This is a genomic window from Pseudonocardia sp. NPDC049635 (assembly GCF_040659795.1).
In the GTDB taxonomy this organism is placed as follows: Bacteria; Actinomycetota; Actinomycetes; order Mycobacteriales; family Pseudonocardiaceae; genus Pseudonocardia.
Map to the genome: position 1 here is coordinate 177,231 of NZ_JBFAON010000011.1, position 17,727 is coordinate 194,957.

At 75.0% G+C, this 17,727-nt stretch carries 19 protein-coding genes; 6 read left to right on the forward strand and 13 right to left on the reverse strand.

Annotated elements, in window-relative coordinates:
- Positions 1–221 precede the first annotated feature (221 nt).
- Positions 222–1,433 carry a serine hydrolase domain-containing protein gene (locus tag AB0J24_RS15845; protein ID WP_358681480.1) on the forward strand — a complete coding sequence of 404 codons (1,212 nt, stop codon included), beginning with the start codon at positions 222–224 and terminating at the stop codon, positions 1,431–1,433.
- On the opposite strand, the gene AB0J24_RS15850 is transcribed toward AB0J24_RS15845, so the two are convergent.
- From AB0J24_RS15850 to AB0J24_RS15880, 7 genes are all read right to left on the reverse strand, one after another.
- On the reverse strand, positions 1,423–2,529 hold the full coding sequence (locus AB0J24_RS15850) for a sugar kinase (protein ID WP_358681482.1): 1,107 nt from the start codon (positions 2,527–2,529) through the stop codon (positions 1,423–1,425). The genes AB0J24_RS15845 and AB0J24_RS15850 overlap by 11 nt on opposite strands.
- Entirely contained in the window at positions 2,529–3,866 is a 1,338-nt protein-coding gene (locus AB0J24_RS15855) for an MFS transporter (protein ID WP_358681484.1), read from the reverse strand. Before AB0J24_RS15855 ends, AB0J24_RS15850 begins: the two co-directional genes overlap by 1 nt.
- Positions 3,867–3,945: 79 nt before the next feature.
- The gene (locus tag AB0J24_RS15860) at positions 3,946–4,974 is read right to left on the reverse strand and encodes an NAD(P)-dependent alcohol dehydrogenase (protein ID WP_358681488.1); all 1,029 of its coding nucleotides are present in this window, start codon (positions 4,972–4,974) and stop codon (positions 3,946–3,948) included.
- Positions 4,971–6,416 carry a mannitol dehydrogenase family protein gene (locus AB0J24_RS15865; protein ID WP_358681549.1) on the reverse strand — a complete coding sequence of 482 codons (1,446 nt, stop codon included), beginning with the start codon at positions 6,414–6,416 and terminating at the stop codon, positions 4,971–4,973. The genes AB0J24_RS15860 and AB0J24_RS15865 overlap by 4 nt, the downstream gene beginning before the upstream one ends.
- 2 nt (positions 6,417–6,418) lie before the next feature.
- A complete protein-coding gene (gene manD, locus AB0J24_RS15870) occupies positions 6,419–7,639 on the reverse strand; it encodes a D-mannonate dehydratase ManD (protein WP_358681491.1) in 1,221 nt (406 codons plus the stop codon).
- Positions 7,636–8,628 carry a 2-hydroxyacid dehydrogenase gene (locus tag AB0J24_RS15875; RefSeq protein WP_358681494.1) on the reverse strand — a complete coding sequence of 331 codons (993 nt, stop codon included), beginning with the start codon at positions 8,626–8,628 and terminating at the stop codon, positions 7,636–7,638. The genes manD and AB0J24_RS15875 overlap by 4 nt, the downstream gene beginning before the upstream one ends.
- Positions 8,625–9,635 carry a LacI family DNA-binding transcriptional regulator gene (locus AB0J24_RS15880; protein WP_358681497.1) on the reverse strand — a complete coding sequence of 337 codons (1,011 nt, stop codon included), beginning with the start codon at positions 9,633–9,635 and terminating at the stop codon, positions 8,625–8,627. The genes AB0J24_RS15875 and AB0J24_RS15880 overlap by 4 nt, the downstream gene beginning before the upstream one ends.
- 116 nt (positions 9,636–9,751) lie before the next feature.
- Between AB0J24_RS15880 and AB0J24_RS15885 the strand changes: the two genes are divergently transcribed.
- On the forward strand, positions 9,752–10,261 hold the full coding sequence (locus AB0J24_RS15885) for an Lrp/AsnC family transcriptional regulator (RefSeq protein WP_358681500.1): 510 nt from the start codon (positions 9,752–9,754) through the stop codon (positions 10,259–10,261).
- A 4-nt stretch (positions 10,262–10,265) separates the two neighbouring features.
- Here the strand turns inward: AB0J24_RS15885 and AB0J24_RS15890 are convergent, their stop codons facing one another.
- Positions 10,266–11,417 carry a DUF3500 domain-containing protein gene (locus AB0J24_RS15890; protein WP_358681504.1) on the reverse strand — a complete coding sequence of 384 codons (1,152 nt, stop codon included), beginning with the start codon at positions 11,415–11,417 and terminating at the stop codon, positions 10,266–10,268.
- Between the two features lie 300 nt (positions 11,418–11,717).
- On the opposite strand from AB0J24_RS15890, the gene AB0J24_RS15895 reads away from it, so the two are divergent.
- Positions 11,718–12,527: a DUF3152 domain-containing protein gene (locus AB0J24_RS15895; protein ID WP_358681507.1), complete on the forward strand. Its 810-nt coding sequence runs from the start codon at positions 11,718–11,720 to the stop codon at positions 12,525–12,527.
- On the opposite strand, the gene AB0J24_RS15900 is transcribed toward AB0J24_RS15895, so the two are convergent.
- The 4 genes from AB0J24_RS15900 to AB0J24_RS15915 form a co-directional block, all read right to left on the reverse strand.
- The gene (locus AB0J24_RS15900) at positions 12,528–13,142 is read right to left on the reverse strand and encodes a dihydrofolate reductase family protein (RefSeq protein WP_358681509.1); all 615 of its coding nucleotides are present in this window, start codon (positions 13,140–13,142) and stop codon (positions 12,528–12,530) included. It lies immediately after the preceding gene.
- A 28-nt stretch (positions 13,143–13,170) separates the two neighbouring features.
- Complete coding sequence (locus tag AB0J24_RS15905) at positions 13,171–13,860, reverse strand: response regulator transcription factor (RefSeq protein ID WP_358681511.1); 690 nt, start codon at positions 13,858–13,860, stop codon at positions 13,171–13,173.
- Positions 13,857–14,981 carry a histidine kinase gene (locus tag AB0J24_RS15910; RefSeq protein ID WP_358681514.1) on the reverse strand — a complete coding sequence of 375 codons (1,125 nt, stop codon included), beginning with the start codon at positions 14,979–14,981 and terminating at the stop codon, positions 13,857–13,859. Before AB0J24_RS15910 ends, AB0J24_RS15905 begins: the two co-directional genes overlap by 4 nt.
- 142 nt (positions 14,982–15,123) lie before the next feature.
- A complete protein-coding gene (locus AB0J24_RS15915) occupies positions 15,124–15,774 on the reverse strand; it encodes a GPP34 family phosphoprotein (protein WP_358681517.1) in 651 nt (216 codons plus the stop codon).
- Between the two features lie 126 nt (positions 15,775–15,900).
- On the opposite strand from AB0J24_RS15915, the gene AB0J24_RS15920 reads away from it, so the two are divergent.
- The 3 genes from AB0J24_RS15920 to AB0J24_RS15930 all read left to right on the forward strand — a co-directional run bounded on the left by AB0J24_RS15920 (position 15,901) and on the right by AB0J24_RS15930 (position 17,502).
- Positions 15,901–16,152: a hypothetical protein gene (locus tag AB0J24_RS15920; protein ID WP_358681520.1), complete on the forward strand. Its 252-nt coding sequence runs from the start codon at positions 15,901–15,903 to the stop codon at positions 16,150–16,152.
- Positions 16,153–16,245: 93 nt separating this feature from the next.
- The gene (locus tag AB0J24_RS15925) at positions 16,246–16,611 is read left to right on the forward strand and encodes a hypothetical protein (protein WP_358681522.1); all 366 of its coding nucleotides are present in this window, start codon (positions 16,246–16,248) and stop codon (positions 16,609–16,611) included.
- Between the two features lie 63 nt (positions 16,612–16,674).
- On the forward strand, positions 16,675–17,502 hold the full coding sequence (locus AB0J24_RS15930; protein ID WP_358681525.1) for a MerR family transcriptional regulator: 828 nt from the start codon (positions 16,675–16,677) through the stop codon (positions 17,500–17,502).
- Between the two features lie 16 nt (positions 17,503–17,518).
- Here the strand turns inward: AB0J24_RS15930 and AB0J24_RS15935 are convergent.
- Positions 17,519–17,727 (reverse strand): transposase family protein (locus AB0J24_RS15935; protein WP_358681528.1); only part of this gene is annotated, 209 nt, incomplete at its 5' end.

The following is a 17,727-nucleotide window of genomic DNA, read 5'->3' on the forward strand; positions in this document are numbered from 1 at the left end:
ACGGCCCGACCGCGCTGCTCACGGCCCCTCGGCCGGTGCCGTGCGCGGCCCGGGGCCGGTACCGGCCGGGACGGCCGCGGCTCGCGCCGGAGGGCGGCCCCGCGGTTCGCACCGGAGGGCGGCGTGCACCGGGGTGCGGGCAGCGCGGGCCGGCCGGACCGATGAGTCCCGGCGCCGGCCCCGGTCGGTACCGGTGAGACCCGACCGACCCGGGAGGCGCGGTGCCCACCGATCCCGATCCCGTCCCGACCGGTGGCGTGGAGCGCACGCTGCGCGACGCCGTTCACAGCGGCCGGGTGCCCGGGGTGCTCGCGGCGGTCGACCGGCCTCGGGAGGGCACCGAGGTGCACGTCCTCGGCGACGACGGCGCCGGGCGCTCCCTGCGCCGGGACACCGTCGTCCGGATCGCCTCGATCACCAAGCCGGTCGTCGCCGTCGCGGCACTGGGCCTGGTCGAGGACGGTGCGCTCGATCTGCACGGCCCGCTCACGGAGTGGCTGCCCGAGCTGGCCCGGCCCCGGGTACTGCGGCACGAGGCCGCCGAGCTCGACGACACCGTCCCGGCCCGCCGTGACATCACCCTCGCCGATCTGCTGTCCTACCGCTGCGGGGCGGGGATGCTCCCCCGGCCCACCGCCGACCTGCCGGTCCAGCGCGCGTACGCCGACGCCCGGCTCGGCAGCGACGGTCCACCCGGCCGCTACCAGCCCCCGCCGCCGGACGAGTGGCTGCGCCGGCTCGCCGCGATCCCGCTGGTCGCCCAGCCCGGGGCACGCTGGCTCTACCAGACCAGCGGCGACCTGCTCGGTGTGCTGCTCGCCCGGGTCTGCGGCCGGGGTCTCCCCGATCTGCTGCGGGATCGGGTGTTCGCCCCGCTGGGCATGACCGACACCGGCTTCCACGTACCCGAGGCGAAGCTGGACCGGTTCGTCCCGCAGCTCGCCGCGGACCCGGGCGGTGGGTTCGGCGTGGTCGACCCGGTCCGGGGCGCGTGGGCCGCTCCGCCCCCGTTCCCGTCCGGCGCGGCCGGGCTGGTCTCGACGCTCGACGACCTGCTCGCCTTCGCCGGGGCGCTGCGCGACGGGGGCGGTCCGCTGCTCGGCCCCGGCACCGTCGCCGAGCTCACCACCGACCGGCTCAGCGAGGTCCAGCGGGCGGACGCCGCGATGTTCCTCGACGGTGCCGGCTGGGGGTTCGGGCTCTGCGTCGAACCCGGTGGCCGCTACGGCTGGGACGGCGGCCTGGGCACCGGGTGGCGCTCCGACCCGCGGACCGGGGTGATCAGCCTGCTGCTGACCCAGGTGATGTGGACCGATGCCGACGGCCCGGCCCAGCTGCACGCGTTCCGTGCCGCGGCGCACGCCCCGCCGCCGCCGGTCGCACCCGGTTCGACCGGTGTGACCGCGGGCGGAGCCGATGAGCTCAGCGGGTGACGTCGGGCCCCGCCAGCGCCGCCAGATCGGCCCGATCGGGCAGCGCCTCCCAGTCACCGGGGACGGTGCACATGAGCGCGCCCGCGGTGACCGCGGTGCGCAGCCGCTCCGCAGGCGTACGCCCGGCGAGGCGCTCGGCGAGGTGGGCGCCGACGAACGCGTCACCGGCACCGACCGGGTCGACGACGTCGACCGGCACCGCGGGCTCCCGCAGCGCGGTCCAGTCGCCGAGCGGGCCGGCCGGCGGGTGCCGCGCAGCACGCGCTGCGGTGCCGGTGACCGGCGACCCCGGACCGGCACCACCGGCCGGGGGCCCCGCCTCCCCCGGCCGGGCGCCGTCCGCCGCAGCCGGCCCCGCACGCGATGGCCCGTCGTCGCGGAACAGTGCGAGCGCCCCGCCGGCGCCCAGCTTGACCACGACCTCGGACGGGCCGAGCGCGGCCAGCCCGCGGGCGAGAGCCTCCGGATCGGTCCGTGCCGTCCCGAGCACCAGGCGCGCCTCGTCGTCGCCGGCGTACAGCACGTCGGCGGAGGCTGCGAGGGCCCGCAGCGCGGGGGCGGCGTCCTCGTCGGACCACAGCGCGGAGCGGTGGTTCACGTCGACCGACACCGTCGTCCCGGCCTCCCGGGCGACGGCGACGGCGTGCGCCGCCGCCGCCGCGGGGCCCGGGCCGAGCGCCGGGGAGATACCGGTGACGTGCAGCAGCTCGGCCGCGGCGATCAGCTCGTCGTCGACGTCGGAGACCGCGAGCCGGGACCCGGCGGCGTGCGCACGGTAGTACCAGACCGTGATCCGGCCGCCGGGCAGGCGCTCCTTGAGCATCAGCCCGGTCGGGGCGTCCGGGTCCCGCACGGCGTGCACGGCGATCCGTTCCGCGGTGAGCTCACGGACCACCCGGTCACCGATCGCATCGGCGCCGAGCCGGCCGGTCCACGCGGTGGGCACCCCGAGCCGGGCGAGCGCGATCGCGACGTTGCTCTCCGCACCGCCGATGCCCAGCGCCATCTCGCCGACGTGCGCGAGCCGCCCGACCGACGTCGCGGCGAGCAGGCCCATCGTCTCGCCGAGGCAGACGGCCCGCGGTGCCGCCGGCATCAGACCTTCACCTCGCCCCGGAGCCGGCTCCCCGCGTCGTGCGGGACGGTGAGATCACGGTCGAGGGTCTCCGGTGCCATCCAGGCGGCGATCAGGCTGACCAGCGCGATCAGCGACATGTAGATCGCGACCGGGATCCAGGACCCGGTGAAGGCGCTGAGCAGTGCGGCGCAGATCAGCGGTGCGACGCCGCCGCCGAGCGCGGACGAGAACTCACGGCCCAGGGTCACCCCGGCGTAGCGGTACCGGTTGCCGAACAGCTCCGGGAAGTAGCTCATCTGGACGCCGACGCCACCGTTCACGGCGAGCACGAAGCCGATCACGAGGGTGACCACGATGGCGACCGGGTCGCCGGTGTTCAGTGCGAGGAACGCGGGCCAGGGCAGCAGCACGATCCCGGCCATGATCCCGAGGTAGACGGGGCGGCGTCCGACCCGGTCCGACAGCGTCCCGAAACCGAAGGCGGCGATCCCGCCGCAGATCGCGCCGATCAGCAGTACCGGCGGCACGAACGAGGAGTCGACCCCGACCTGCATCACCAGGTAGGAGGCGATGAACACCTGGAAGGTGTAGGACTGCGCGCTGGTGCCGATGTTCATGAACAGCACCAGCAGCATCGGGCGACGACCGTGCCGGAACACCTCACCGGCCGGCTTGGCCGGGGCGACGTGGTTCTGCTTCAGCTCGGTGAACACCGGGCTCTCGTCGAGCTTGCGCCGGATCACCATCGCGACGATCGTGACGATCAGGCTGGATCCGAACACCAGCCGCCAGCCCCAGCTCATCAGCTGCTCCTCGGGCAGCTGCTGGACCGCGATCCAGACCACGGCGCCGAGCGCGGTGCCGAGCGCCGCACCCACCATCACCAGCGAGGCGTAGCGGCCGCGGCGGCCGCGCCCGACGGTCTCGGTGAGCAGGGTCGCGGCCCCGGCCTGTTCGGCCCCGGCCCCGAAGCCCTGGAAGAACCGGCAGGCCACGAGCAGTACCGGCGCGAGGACACCGATCGTCTCGTAGGTCGGCAGCAGCCCGATGAGCAGCGTGGAGCCGCCCATCAGCAGCAGTGTCGCGACCAGGATCCACTTGCGGCCGAACCGGTCGCCGTAGCGGGAGAAGAACAGGCCGCCCAGCGGGCGGGCGAGGAACCCGACCGCATAGGCGGAGAAGCTGGCCAGGATGCCGGCGGCGGGCGACACGTTCGGGAAGAACAGCGACGAGAACACCAGCGCCGACGCGGTGCCGTAGATGACGAAGTCGTACTGCTCGAGCGTGGTCCCGACCAGGCCGGCCCAGGCGGCCTTGCGGGTCGCCCTCGGATCGGCCGGCCGATCAGGGTCCACTGTGGATGGATTCGGTGCAGTTCCGCTGGTGTCCATGCGTCCTCGGATGGAGTAGGGCCCCGGTCGGGGCGGTACGGGATCAGTCGCCCGGGCGGACGACGACCTTGAGGTGGTGCGGGTCGGCACCCGGGGCGCGCAGCGCCGCGGGTGCCTCGGCGAGGGCGAACCGGCCGGTCAGCACACCGGCGAGGTCCACCCGTCCGGACGCGGCGAGCCCGATGGCGGGCCCGAACGCGTGGGCGGACCGGAACGAGGCGTTCAGGTCGATCTCCCAGCGCTGCATCAGCGCCAGCGGCAGCCCGTCGACGGCGGGCGGTGCCTGCCCGACGACGGTCGCCCGCCCGGCCGGGCCGAGCGCGTGCATCCCCTGCCGGAGCGCGGCCGGCACCGCCGAGCACTCGAGCAACCGGTCGAACGTAGCGTCCGGAAGATCGTCGCGGGCGGTGTTGACGGTGCCGGTCGCGCCGAGCCGTGCGGCCCGGTCGAGCCGGGCGTCCTGCACGTCGGTGACGACGACCTGCTCGGCGCCCACGGCCCGTGCGGTCTGGGCGACCAGCACCCCGATCGGCCCGGCACCGGTGACCAGCACCCGGTGCCCGGGGCCGACGCCGGCCCGCCGGACCGGGTGCACGGCCACGGCCAGGGGTTCGACGAGTGCGCCGAGCTCGGTGGACAGCGCATCCGGCAGCGGGTGCACCGCGCGCGCCGGGACGGCGCGGTAGCCCGACATCGCACCGTCGGTGGGTGGCGAGCCGAGGCAGGTCCCGGCCGGGCACAGGTGGTAGGCGCCGGACCGGCAGGTCGGGCAGTGCCCGCAGCCGACCGCGGGCTCCACCGCGACCCGGGTGCCGACCGCCGGCCCCGCCACGCCGGGACCGAGTGCGGCGACGACACCGGCGGCCTCGTGGCCGAGCACCATCGGGCCGCGCAGCACGTTGCGGCCGTTGCGACCGTCGGTGAAGTAGTGCACGTCGGACCCGCAGACTCCGACCGCCTCGACCGCGACGAGCACCTCACCGGGTCCGGGGCCGGCCACCGGCACGTCCTCGACCCGCAGGTCGAGCGCTGCGTGCAGGACGGCGGCGCGGGTGTGCGTGGGGATGCTCATGCCGCCCTCCGCTCACCGGCGGCCTCGGTGACCGCTGCGTCGACGCCGTGCCGGACGAGCACGTCGAGCAGCTCGGCCGTGCGGGCCGCGAACCCGGCGCCGGGTTCGCCGCCGAGCAGCTCCAGCCCGGCGCGTACGTGCCCGAGGACGGGTCCGCCCGCGGTCGCGGCGAGCCGTTCGCGGGCCGGCTCGGCCATCGCGGCGGCGTGCGGTCCGGGATCGAACCCGGCGGGCGGTGCGACGCAGGCGAGCCAGCCGGCGACGGTCAGCGCGAGATGGTGCGGCATCGCGCCGGCGGCCAGGTGTTCGGCGGCGGGGCCGGGTATCCGCTGGGCGAGCTTCAGCGAACCGTCCGACCCGACCTGCCGGGTGCGGTGTCCCAGTGCGACGTTCGACCAGCGGGTGAACAGCTGTCCGGCGTAGGCCTCGACGTCGAGGCCCTCGGGCACCCGGACGGTGGGCCGGTAGTCCCCGTGCAGCACCCGCCCGGCCGCGGCACGGATCGACGGCCGGGCGACCGAGCGTGCGATCAGGTCCTCCCCGGCGAGTGCGCCGAGATAGGCGAGCAGCGAGTGGGTGCCGTTGAGCAGGCGCAACTTGAGCAGCTCGTACCCGGCGACGTCGTCGGTGAACACCGCCCCGGGCACACCGTGACCGGGCGCCTCCCAGGCCGGGCGGCCGGCCGCGAACGCGTCCTGCAGCACCCACATGCTGAACGGCTCGGCCGGCACCGGGACGGCGTCCGCGGTGCCGGTCAGCCGCAGCGCGGCGGCCCGGGTGGCGTCGGTGGTGGCCGGCACGATCCGGTCGACCATCGAGTTCGGGAACGAGACGGCGCCCGCGTGGTCGAGGTAACCGAGCAGGTCCGTACGTTCCCCGGCGGGCAGCGCGTCGGCGAACCCGCGCACCAGGCGACCGGTCACCTCACCGTTGGCCAGCAGGTTGTCGCAGCTCAGAACGCTGATCGGGGCGCCGTGCCGGCGGGCCCGGCGGAGCAGGCCGCGGGCCAGCAGTCCGATCGCGGTGCTGGTCGCACCGGCCAGGTCGGCCCGCACACCGGGGTGGTCGAGATCGATGCCACCGGTGCGCGGATCGATCGTGTACCCGCCCTCGGTGACGGTCAGCGAGACGATCCGGGTGTCCGGCTCGGCGAGCGCGGCCAGCACGGGTTCCGGATCCCGGGCCGCCACCACCGCACCGGTGTGCACCGCGGGCACCCTCGCCCGCTCACCCTCCGGGGAGATCTCGACGACGGTGTAGCGCAGGTCCTGGGCGACCAGCGCGTCGGCCACCGCGGCGCTGCGCGGTGCGACCCCGAGGACACCCCACGGGCCCGGTTCGGTGGCCAGCGCGGCGGCGGTGTGCACCGCCTGGTGCGCCCGGTGGAAGTTGGACAGCCCGATGTGGACGATCCCGGTCGTCGGAGGTTCGTGCGGGGGCATGGTCACCAGTCCGTCATCGATCCGTCGCGGCGGCGCGCGACGGGCAGCAGGGCGGGTTCGTAGCCGGAGCGGGCGGCGAGCGTCTCGTCGACGTCGACGCCGAGCCCGGGCGCGTCACCGGGGTGCAGGTGGCCGTCGGTGCAGGTCCACGCGTGCCGGAACACCTCGTGCACCTGCTCCGGGTAGCCCATGTACTCCTGGATCGCGTGGTTCGGGGTGGCCAGCGCGAGGTGCAGGCTCGCCGCCATCGCGATCGGCGAGACGTCCGACGGGCCGTGCGGGCTCACCTTGACCTGCCAGACGTCGGCGAGCGCGGCCAGCCTGCGCAGCGCGCTGATCCCGCCGGCGTGGGTGACGGCGGCGCGGGCGTGGTCGATCAGCTGCTCGGTGATCAGCTGCTGGAACTCCCAGAGCGTGGAGAACACCTCGCCGATCGCCAGCGGGACGGTGGTGTGCGCGCGGACCCGGCGCAGCACGTCCGGGTTCTCGGCCGGCGTGAGGTCCTCCAGCCAGTACAGGTCGGCCGGTTCGACGGCCTTCCCGAACCGGGCGGCCTCGATCGGGGTCAGCCGGTGGTGCGCGTCGTGCAGCAGCGCGAGCTCCGGCCCGGTGTGCGCACGGACCTCGGCCAGCACACCGGGGACGTGCCGCAGGTAGGCGGCGGTGTCCCAGACCTCCACGGCGGGCACGGTCCCGCGTGCCGCCGGTTCGTAACCGGGGCCGCGGCCGACGCCGTAGACGGTGTCCAGGCCGGGGACCCCGCTCTGCACCCGGACCGCGGTGAAGCCGCGCTCGCGAGCCACGTCGACGGCGTCGCACAGTTGGGCGGTCTCCCAGCCGGTGGCGTGCGTGTAGGCCCGCACCCGGTCCCGGACGGCGCCGCCGAGCAGCTGGTACACGGGCAGCCCGGCGGTCTTGCCCTTGATGTCCCAGAGCGCGAGGTCGACCGCGCCGACCGCGGTCATGGTGACCGGGCCGCGCCGCCAGTAGGCCCCCCGGTAGAGGTACTGCCAGGTGTCCTCGACCCGCGCCGGATCGCGTCCGAGCAGCTGCGGGCACAGGTGCTCGCGCAGGTACGCGGCGACGGCCAGCTCACGCCCGTTGAGGGTGGCGTCGCCCCAGCCGGTCACCCCGGCCGCGGTGGTGATCTTCAGGGCGACGTAGTTGCGGCCGGGCGAGGTGATCAGCACCTCGGCGGCGACGATCCGGTCCGGCGCGCTCACCGGCCGCTCACCGCCACCACGTTGACGAGGGGCTCCCCCGCCGCCAGCCGGTGGGTGTTGGCGCCGATCTCGGCGGCCCGCCCGAGGAAGGTCTGCCGGGTCAGGCCGGAGCTGTGCGGGGTCATCAGCACGTTGCCCAGCTCGTGGAACGCCCACGACGACGGCTCGGCCCGTGCGGTGCCCGGCGCCGGGTAGCCGTACCAGACGTCGATCGCCGCGCCGCCGATCACACCGTCGCGCAGCGCCTCGTACAGGGCGCGCTCCTCGACCAGCGGTCCGCGGCCGACGTTGACCAGGATCGCCGAGTCCCGCATCGACGCCAGCTCGGCCGCTCCGATCAGTCCCTCGGTCTGCGGGGTGAGCGGGGCACTGACGACGACGACGTCGGAGCAGGCCAGCAGCTCGTCCAGCCGGTCCGCGGTGCGGCCGGCCCAGTCCAGGCCGGCCGCGGCGGCGTCGATCGCACCGCGCCTGCTGACCGCGACACCGCGCGCGCCGAAGGCCCGCAGCCGCTCCCAGGCCCGCGACCCGATGTGCCCGAAGCCGACCAGGCCGACGGTCGCCTCCTGCAGCGAGCTCGTCCACGGCGCGGCGGGGTCGTAGGCCGGGGTCGGCCACTCCCCCCGGCGCAGCGCGGCGTCCTGGGTGAGGAATCCGCGGCGGAGCAGGATCGCCGAGGCGGTGACGTACTCGGCGATCGAGTCCTCGTGGTGGAAGGTGTTGGCGACGACGCACCCGGCGGGCAGCGCGTCGACGTCGATGCCGTCGGTCCCGGCGCCGGCCGCGTGCACCAGCCGCAGCCGCGCACCGGCCACCGCGACCTCCTTCGGGCAGTACCCGCCGATGAGCACGTCCGCGTCGCCGACCAGCGCGGCGACGTCGGCGGCGTCGCGGGTCGGGGACCAGACGACCTCGCTGTCCGGGGGCAGTGCCGTCTCGGTCTCGGCGCGGATCCCGGCCAGGTTCTGGTCGGCGACGACGATCTTCACGGGGTGACCTCCAGGGCAGCGGCGGACCGGGCCGACACCGGGCCGGTGGTGCCGCGGGCGACGAAGTGGGTGGGCAGCCGGACCGACCGCGGCGCGGCCCGCTCGCCGGCAGCGGCCCGCCCGAGGATCTCCATGGCGAGGGTCCCCGCCCGGTCCATCGGGGTGGCGATGCTGGACAGGCCCGGCTCGGACAGCGCGGCGAACGGGATGTCGTCGCTGCCGACGACGGACAGGTCGTCGGGCACCCGGGCCCCGAGTGCCCGGGCACCGGCCATCAGCCCGAGCGCGACCAGGTCGTTGTGCGCGAGCGCGGCCGTCGCGCCGGAGGCGAGCACCCGGGCCGCGGCGGCGCTGCCGCCGTCGGTGGTCTCGGTGTGCCAGCCGAGCAGCGACAGCTCGCAGCCGTACTCGGCGGCGAGATCGCGCACCAGGCCGATCCGGTGCATGTTGGACCACGAGTCCGAACGGCCCTGGACATAGGCGATGTGCTTGTGCCCCAACGCATCCAGCTGATCGACGGCCTGCCGCAGGCCCTGCGTGGAGTCGGCGATCACGCAGTGCCCACCCGCGACCTCGCGGTTCACCAGCACCGAGGGCGTGCTGCCGCAGAGATCGAGCACCTCGGCGCCGTCCAGCCGGGAGGAGTGCACGACGATGCCGTCCACCCGCGCACACAGGCCGGTGATCACCTCACGCTCGCGGTCGGCGTCGTAGTCGGTGTCCGCGACGACCACCGTGGCCCGGGCCTGCCTGCCCTGCGCCTGGGCGGCCTTGACGAACCGGGAGAAGACCGGGTTCGCGATGTCCGGGACGACCGCCGCCACGGTGGCGGTGGCCGGCGCGAGCACCGGCTCGGCGGCGCGTGGCGCGTACCCGAGCTCCTGCGCGGCGGCCAGCACCTTGCGGCGGGTCCGGGCACCGATCCGCTCGGGATCGGAGAACACCCGCGACGCGGTCGAGAGGGCGACGCCCGCGGTCCGGGCGACATCGGTCAGGGTGGGCGCCACTGCTGTCCTCCTCGTGCGTGTCCCGCCGTCGGGACGGACCCACCCTGCAACGATTTGCACAACTTTGTCAACGCTTGCCACAGAGTTGCCGCACGGCCGCGCCTAGACTCCGCGGCGTGCCCGAGCCGATCTCCCTCGACGCCCTCGACGTCGACCTGCTCGCCGCCGTCGCGGACCGGCCGCGGGCCGGGGTGCTGGAGCTGTCCCGTGCGCTGACCGTCGCCCGGGGCACCGTGCAGGCACGGCTGGACCGGCTCGAACGGGCCGGGGTCGTCACCGGGTACGGGCCGGACGTCGATCTCGCCGCCGCCGGGTACGGCGTGCAGGCGTTCGTGACGCTGGAGATCGCCCAGGGCGAGCTCGACGAGGTGACCGAGGCGCTGACCGCGCTCCCCTCGGTGATCGAGGCCTACGCGACGACCGGCTCGTCGGACGTGCTCTGCCGGCTCGCCGCGTCGTCGCACGAGGACCTGCAGGCGACCCTGCTCGCGCTCGGCCGCTCACCGCTGGTCGCCCGCTCGACCAGCGTCGTCGTGCTGTCCACGCTGGTCGCACCGCGCTGGCGGCCGCTGCTCGCCGACCGGTACCGGGAGGGGCCGAGCCGGGCACCCGCCTACCGGCCCTGACCGCTCACGCCAGGTGGTGCGCCGCCCGGTGCGCCCCCAGCACGTCCAGCCCGAAGTCCGACGACGGGTCCCGCCACACCGAGTGCGCGTGGTTCGCCCCGCGCTGGGTGTTGTCCCACTCGATCAGCAACCGCGGACCCTGCAGCCGGTAGTAGTGCGGGGCGCCGCGGTCGAGCGAACCGGCCCAGGCCACGTGCACCCGGTCGAGCTCGGCGGCCTCGTCGTAGCGGGTCATCGGCGACACCTCATCCGGGACCCGGCACAGGTAGGTTCCGAGCAGGTCACGCAGCATCTCGCGCTGCGCGGCGTCCAGCTCGGAAGCGGGGACGCCGCGCGGGCTCCGGGACAGCCGCAGGAGGTCCTGCTCGGGGCCGGTGAACCCGGCCCGTTCCTCGATGGCCTCGCTCGCCGCGTCCAGCTTCGCCTGCTCGGTGTCCGAGCCGAACCGGCCCCGCCAGATCCCGGCCAGCGGAATCCAGTTGTCACCCTCCTGCGGATCGGTCCGGTTCGCCGCGACGACGTCCGGCGGGGCCTTGTCCAGCAGCACCGCCCGCCCGCGCAACTCGGCGGGCAAGGACCGTACGAGATCGCGGGCCAGGTCCTCGACCCGGCCGAGCGGGCGCAGCGTCGCCTCCCCCAGCAGCTCCGAGGTGGCCGGGTCCGCACCCAGGAAGCACGGCGTCGTCGCCACCACCTCCCCGTCGACCACGAGCATGTTGACCGACACGTGGTGGCCGCCGAACCGCCACCCCCAGGCGCCGGTGCCCCCGGGCTCGCCGAACACGCGCAGGTAGTACATCAGCGGGTCGCGACCGCGGGTGCGGTCGAACATCGCCACGAACCCCTCACTGTGGTCCAGCACGTTCTCCAGACCCATCACCGTCGCGACGGTGACGTAAGCGGCCCGGGACAGTCCCGACCCGACCAGCTTCATGGCCGCCCGCTGTTGCGGCGGGAGCTGCTCGTGGAAGGTCAGCCCGCCGTGGTCGGTGGGCGTGTAGAACCAGCGCCTGCGCTCGGCGTCGGTGTCGCCGTCGCCGCTCGGGACGTGCCCGGTGGCCCGCTCGCGTTGCCCGGCGTCGAGCGTGTCGAGCCACTCCCGGGCCGCCTCGGCCATCGCGCCGGCCGTCGCCCGGGTGCCCGCCCCATCGCTCATGCCGCCGACCGTAGCCAGGTCCGGCGTGACGCACCCGCCGAGCTGCGCGATGGTCGTCGGGCACCACCGACCACGGAGGCGACGATGCCCACCCCACCGACGACGACCGCGAGCTGCTGACGGTCGTCGCCCGGATGCGTGCCCGGCCGGGCAAGGAGGCGGAGCTGCGGACCGGGCTGGACGGGCGACCTGCTCGACGGCGAGCTGGTGATCCAGAAGCTCGAGCGGATCGCCTGACCGGCGCCCGCAACGACGCGTGGCGGCTCGTGGGCCGGGTGCGACTCTGTCACCCTGGCCCGCGTGCCGCACCTCCTCCGGGCCGGTGCCCGGCCGGCCCGCACCGGCACCGTCGCCCTGACCGTGCCGGCGGTGCTGGCGGTGCTGACCCTGCTGGCCGGCTGCGGACCGGGCGCCGTCGACGACGCCCCGGGCCCGGCGCCCGGGCCGCCGCTCGGCGAAGCGACCGCGGTGCCCGCCCCACCGGCGCCGGCAGCACCGGCCGCACCTTCGCCACCGGCAGGACCGGCAGGACCCGCCGAGCCGGCACGCTCCGAGGCCGACGTCCAGGCGGGCGTCCGTAGCCGGGAGGTGCCGCGCTCCGCGTCCGGTGAGACCGTCGTCGTCCCGGGCGGGGACGCCGCGCCCGCCGGACGGGCACGGACCGTCCTGATGCGGGTCGAGATCGAGCGCGGCATCGACGTCGACGGCATCACGTTCGCCGCGTTCGTCACCGCGGTACTCGACCACCCCCGCTCCTGGGGCGGTGACGGCTCGGTCGGCTTCGCCCGGACCGACGGCGCGGCGCCGCTGCGGATCGTGCTCGCCACCCCGGAGCTCGCCGACCGGCTGTGCCTGCCGCTGGACACCGTCGGCAGGCTGTCCTGCCGCAACGGCGACCGCGTCGTGCTCAACCTGGAACGCTGGGTCACCGGCACCCCGGAGTACGCCCGCGACCTGACCGCCTACCGCCGCTACCTGGTGAACCACGAGGTCGGCCACTGGCTCGGGCACGGTCACGAGCCCTGTCCCGGGCCCGGCCGGCCGGCCCCGGTGATGCAGCAGCAGACCCTCGGGCTCCGAGGCTGCTCCCTCAACCCCTGGCCGCGCTGATCACTCCACCTCGATCAGGCCGTACTCCGGACGCCCACCCACCTGGTAGGTCAGGACGCCGACACCGGCCGGGGTGGTCCGCGACCCGGTCAGGGTCAGGGCGGTCTCGAGCCCCGGGTCCGGGAACAGCCGGCGCCCGGCCCCCACCACGACCGGTGCGACGACCAGGGTCAACTCGTCGAGCAGCTCGTTCGCGAGCAGCCACCGGACCAGCAGGCCGCTGCCGTGCACCTGCAGCTCCCGGCCCGGCTTCCGCTTCAGCTCGGCTACCGCGCCGACCTCACCGGGCAGCACGCTCGTCCCCGCCCAGGACGGTGTGGTCGACATCGTCGACACGACGTACTTGGGGAGCGTGGCGAACCCGACCGCGATCGGGTCGTCACCGGGGTCTGCCATCGCGCCCCAGGATGCGGCGAAGATGTCGTAGGTGTGTCGGCCGAGCAGGAACGCGTCGGCCCGGCCGAAGATGCCGTCCATGACCGAGCCGAGCTCGTCGTCGAAGTGCGGCACCAGCCAGCCACCGCGGGTGAACCCGCCCGAGAGGTCCTCCTCCGGGCCGCCGGGTCCCTGGTAGACGCCGTCGACGGACACGAACACGGTCGATGTGAGCCTCATACCCGGACGACCGGGCGGGCACCGGAAACTAATCGCCCGCGTCACGGACCAGCAGCGCGATCTGCACCCGATTGTCCAGGCCCAGCTCGCGCAGCAACTTGGAGACGTAGGACTTCACCGTGGCCACCGACATGTGCAGCTCCTCAGCGATGTCGGCGTTGGACCCGCCGCGGGCGACCGCCTCGGCGACATCGCGCTCCCGGCCGGCCAGTCGGTCCAGCCGGGAACGGGCGGCCCGGCGCCGGTCGACCGGGCCGGGGCCGCCGCGCACGATGCCGATCAGCCTGCGGGTGATCGCCGGGGAGAGCACCGCGTCACCGTCGGCGGCGGCCCGGACCGCCTCGACGATCCCCTCCGGCGCGGCGTCCTTGAGCAGGAACCCGCCCGCTCCCGCCCGCAGCGCCCGCACGACGTGCTCGTCGGCGTCGAACGTCGTCAGTACGACGACGGTCGGCGGGTCCGGCTCGGCGGTCAGCCGCTGGGTCGCGACGACACCGTTGACCCGGCGCATCCGCAGGTCCATCAGTACGACGTGCGGGCGGCCGGCCCGGACCGCCGCCGGCACCTCGTCGCCGTCACCGGCGTCGCCGACCACCCTGATCCGCCGGGGCGCCGCACCGTCGGTGAGGGTGTGCCCGTCGAGCATCACCCGCAGACCGGCACGGACCAGCGGGTCGTCGTCCACCAGCAGCACCCGGATCTCCGGATCGGGACTCACAGGCTCTCCTTCCGCCACGGCAACACCGCCCGCAGCCGGTACCCGGCCGGCAGCGGGCCGTGCGCCAGCGTGCCGCCGGTGAGTGTCTCGACCCGCTCGCGCAGGCTCACCAGGCCGGTCCCCGCCCCCTCCGGCGCCGGACGCTCGGCGGGCCGGCCGGACGTGACCGTGACGGTCAGGTCGCGGCCCGGGCGCCCGTCCAGCACCACCTCCACCGGCGCACCGGGCGAGTGCCGGGCCGCGTTGGTCAGGCCCTCACGCACCACCCGGTAGGCGACCCCGGCCAGGGGCTGCCCCGGTGGCGCCACCATCAGCAGCGCGGTGGAACGCAGCGACACGTCGGCGCCCGCCGTGCGCGCCTCCGCCACCAGGCCCTCCACCGCGCCCAGGTCCTCGGGGTCCTCGTTCTCGTCGCACGGCGGGTCGTGCAGCACCCCGACGATGGTCCGCAGGTCCTCCATCGCCCGGTGCGTGGTGTCGCGCAGCACCTGCGCGCTCTCCCGTACGGTCTCCGCGGACAGATCGGTGCGCAGCGCGAGCGCACCCGCGTGCACCGACAGCAGCGACAGCCGGTGCCCGAGCCGGTCGTGCATCTCCCCGGCGATCCGGCGGCGCTCGGCGGTCCGGGCCTGCTCGTCGCGCAGCGCGCGGTCCACCTCGGCGCGGGTGAGCCGCTCGCGCAGGTCGTCGACCATCGCCCGGCGGGTCCCGGTGAACAGTCCGGCGGTGACCGAGGTGACCAGCAGCGTCGTCGCCCCGAGCACCATCGCCCACATCGTCCCCGCGTCCGGGATCGCGGTGAAGTTGAGTGCGGCACCGGCGACCGCGAGCACCGTGATCAGCACCGTCTCGTACACCCGGCGCCGGGTCGCCACCACGAACACCCCGACCAGGGGCAGGTAGCTCGTCAACGGCGAGACGTTCGCCGAGAGCACCGCGACCACGCCGAACGCCCGTGGGTACCGGTAGCGCCACGGGATCGCCGCGACCGCGGCGGCACCGACGACCCACTGCAGGACGTCCAGCGGGCCGGTGATCTCCCGCGTCTCGGCGACGGTCAGCCCGGCGACGACGACGGCGACCATCAGGACCGCCGACATCACGGAGGGGCGTACCGGCACCCGTCGACCATAGGCCGCCCGGCGGAGCTGTCCAGGAAGTTCCCCCGGCAGCGACGGGGTGCGCGGTCCCCCCGCTGCGCCGCGCCCGGGCGTGGCGGTCAGGACCTCTCCCGTCCCGCCCTGTTGCCGGGAGCACGCCGGTTCACCGGCACGCTCCCGCCCCGGCCGCGGAGGCCACGACCGCCGCGGTGACGGCCTGGACCTCTCGGACGGCCGCGGTGGCCGCCGGGCCGGCCCAGTCGCCGTCGGCGACGACGCGGGCGCGTTCCCGCAGTTCGCGGCGCCGCCCGTGGAGCACCCGGTGCTCGGCCCGGACGGCGTGCAGCAACGAGACCAGGGCGGCGAGGCGGGTGTCGACGGCGACGCCGTCACGCAGCGCGGCGACCGTCCCGGCCAGCAGCGCCTCGCGCAGCGCCGGTTCCGGCCACCATCGGGCGAAACCCGGGAGCCGGCCGCGCTCGCGGTCGGCGTTCCCGGCCGTGACGAGCGCGTCCAGCACGGCCGGGCGCAGGCCGGGGACCAGCCTGCTCACCCCGCGGCGGGCCGAGAACCAGCCGGACGGCAGCCGGGTGGCCCGGTCGGTGACGACGTCGGTGGCCGGGCCGGGGACCAGCCGCAACCGCGGCCGGGGCCCCTCCTCGGTCTCCAGCCGCCCACGGCCGGCGAGATCGAGCAGCACCGCGCCGGCCAGCGCACGCTCGGTGCGCTGCCGGTCGACGACGAACCGGCCGGTGGCGGGATCGAGCAGCACCACCGCCAGCAGCTCCGGCAACGTGGCCCTCGTCCCGTCCATCGGTGCGCCCCTCTCACTCGGCGACCCGATGCTGCCTGGCCGGACGCCCGTGCCACACCATGCGAAGGTCGTCGGCACCGCGACGGAAGTCGTACCCGGCGATCACCCGATAGGTACAATTCGGACATGCCACAACCCGAGAGTCACCGCGAGAGCGGCCAGCACGTCATCGAGCACGCCCTCGAGCTCCTCTCCGCGGCCGACCGGGCGAAGGACTTCGCCGAGGCAACCGACGGTCACACCGCAGCGACCGCCTATGCCGTGAGCGCCCTCTACCAGGAGATGCGGCACGGCGACGACCAGATCACCGCGCTGATCGGAGCCGTCCGGGAGCAGACCGCGGTCCTCCGGGAACTCTCCGAGCAGCTCCGCCGCTGACCGGCGCCGATCCGGTGGAACATGGCCGGATCTGTTCGCTCCGTGTCGTTCGGGACGGTGTCGGTCCACGGTCCACGGTCCAGGCTTCCGGTCATGAACAGACTCCCGGTCGCGGCCGTCGTCCTGACGGTCGCCGGCCTGACCGTCCTGGCCACACTCCCCGCCACGGTGAGCGCGTTGCTCGCCCTGCTGGCACTCACGTCCGCTCTGGCGGCCGCGCGTGCGGTACGACCGCTGCGGCTGCCGCTGACCGCACGGACCGCTGCGCTCCGCACGGCCGCCACCGTTCTGGTCGTCATCGGTGGGCCGATCGTCGCGGCCGTCCATCTCGGCATCCGCGCGGTGCCGCTGATGATGGTGGTCGCCGCCGTCATGGTGTTGGCAGCACCGACGATCCCCGCCCTGTGGGGTGGGGCACGCCGGGATCGCGAGGTACCGCCGCACGATGCCCGCCACTGACCGGACGGCTCCCACCCGCGGTGGCCTTCGGGCATCCTCGACCCGGTGCCGGCTCAAGACGACATGAGCGAGCCTCTCGTACCGATCGACGAGGCCGCCCGGCTGCTGGGGACGACCGTGCCGACGTTGCGCTACTACGACGACCGCGATCTGGTCCGGCCGGTGAGCCGGGCCCGCGGACGTCGCTGGTACGGCCGCGCCGAGCTGCGCGAGCTGGCCCTGCTCCGTGCCGCTCAGGAGATCGGTCTCACGCTGGGCGACGCCGCGGCCCTGCTCGACCCGCACCGCCGGGACACGATCGCCGACCGCGTGGTCGGGATCGAACGCATCGGCGCGCGGGCCGGCGCCGTGCGTGCGGTGCTGGTGCACGTCCAGGGTTGTCCGGTGGCGGACCCGTGGCACGACTGCCCGGCGGTGACCGCTGCTCTGGACGCGCTCCTCGACGGCGTCCCGCTCCCGGACCTCGCAGGCCCGCATCGCGGACCGGCGAACTACGCCGACGGACGGCACGAGGTCGCTGTACTCATCCGGCCGGGTGTGCTGCCGATGGAGCTGGGACTGGTCCACCAACTCCTCGGAGGGGCCCGGTCCGGGGCCGGTGACCCGCTCTACCGAGTACGGACCTGCGCGCTGGTGCCCGGCCCGGTGCCCACCGACGGTGACTTCGGGATCGTCGTCGGGTACGGGCCGGAGATCCTTCCCACCGCGCAGACCGTGTTCGTGCTCGGATCACACGCACCGAACGACGAGGGCACGGACGTACTGGGCGGCGGTCTCGGCGCCGCACTCGCCTCGATCGGATCGGACACCCGGATCGTCTCGATCTGCACCGCGGCCTTCGCGCTGGCCGAGGCCGGTCTGCTCGACGGTAGGCGGGCTACCACGCACTGAGCCTTTGCCAACCTGATCATGCGCTGGCGATCATGAGGGTCTGAACTGCGGCGATGAGCTGTCCGGCTTGGTTCGGGCTGGAGCGGATCTTGCGCAGGATCTTCCAGTTCTTCAGCTCGGCGTTGGCCCGCTCGCCTGGTCCGCGCCGTCTGGCGTGTGCGGCGTTGACCGCCTTCTGGTTGTCCGACAGACGCCGGTAGCGGCCGGTGTCGGGATCGAGGCGTC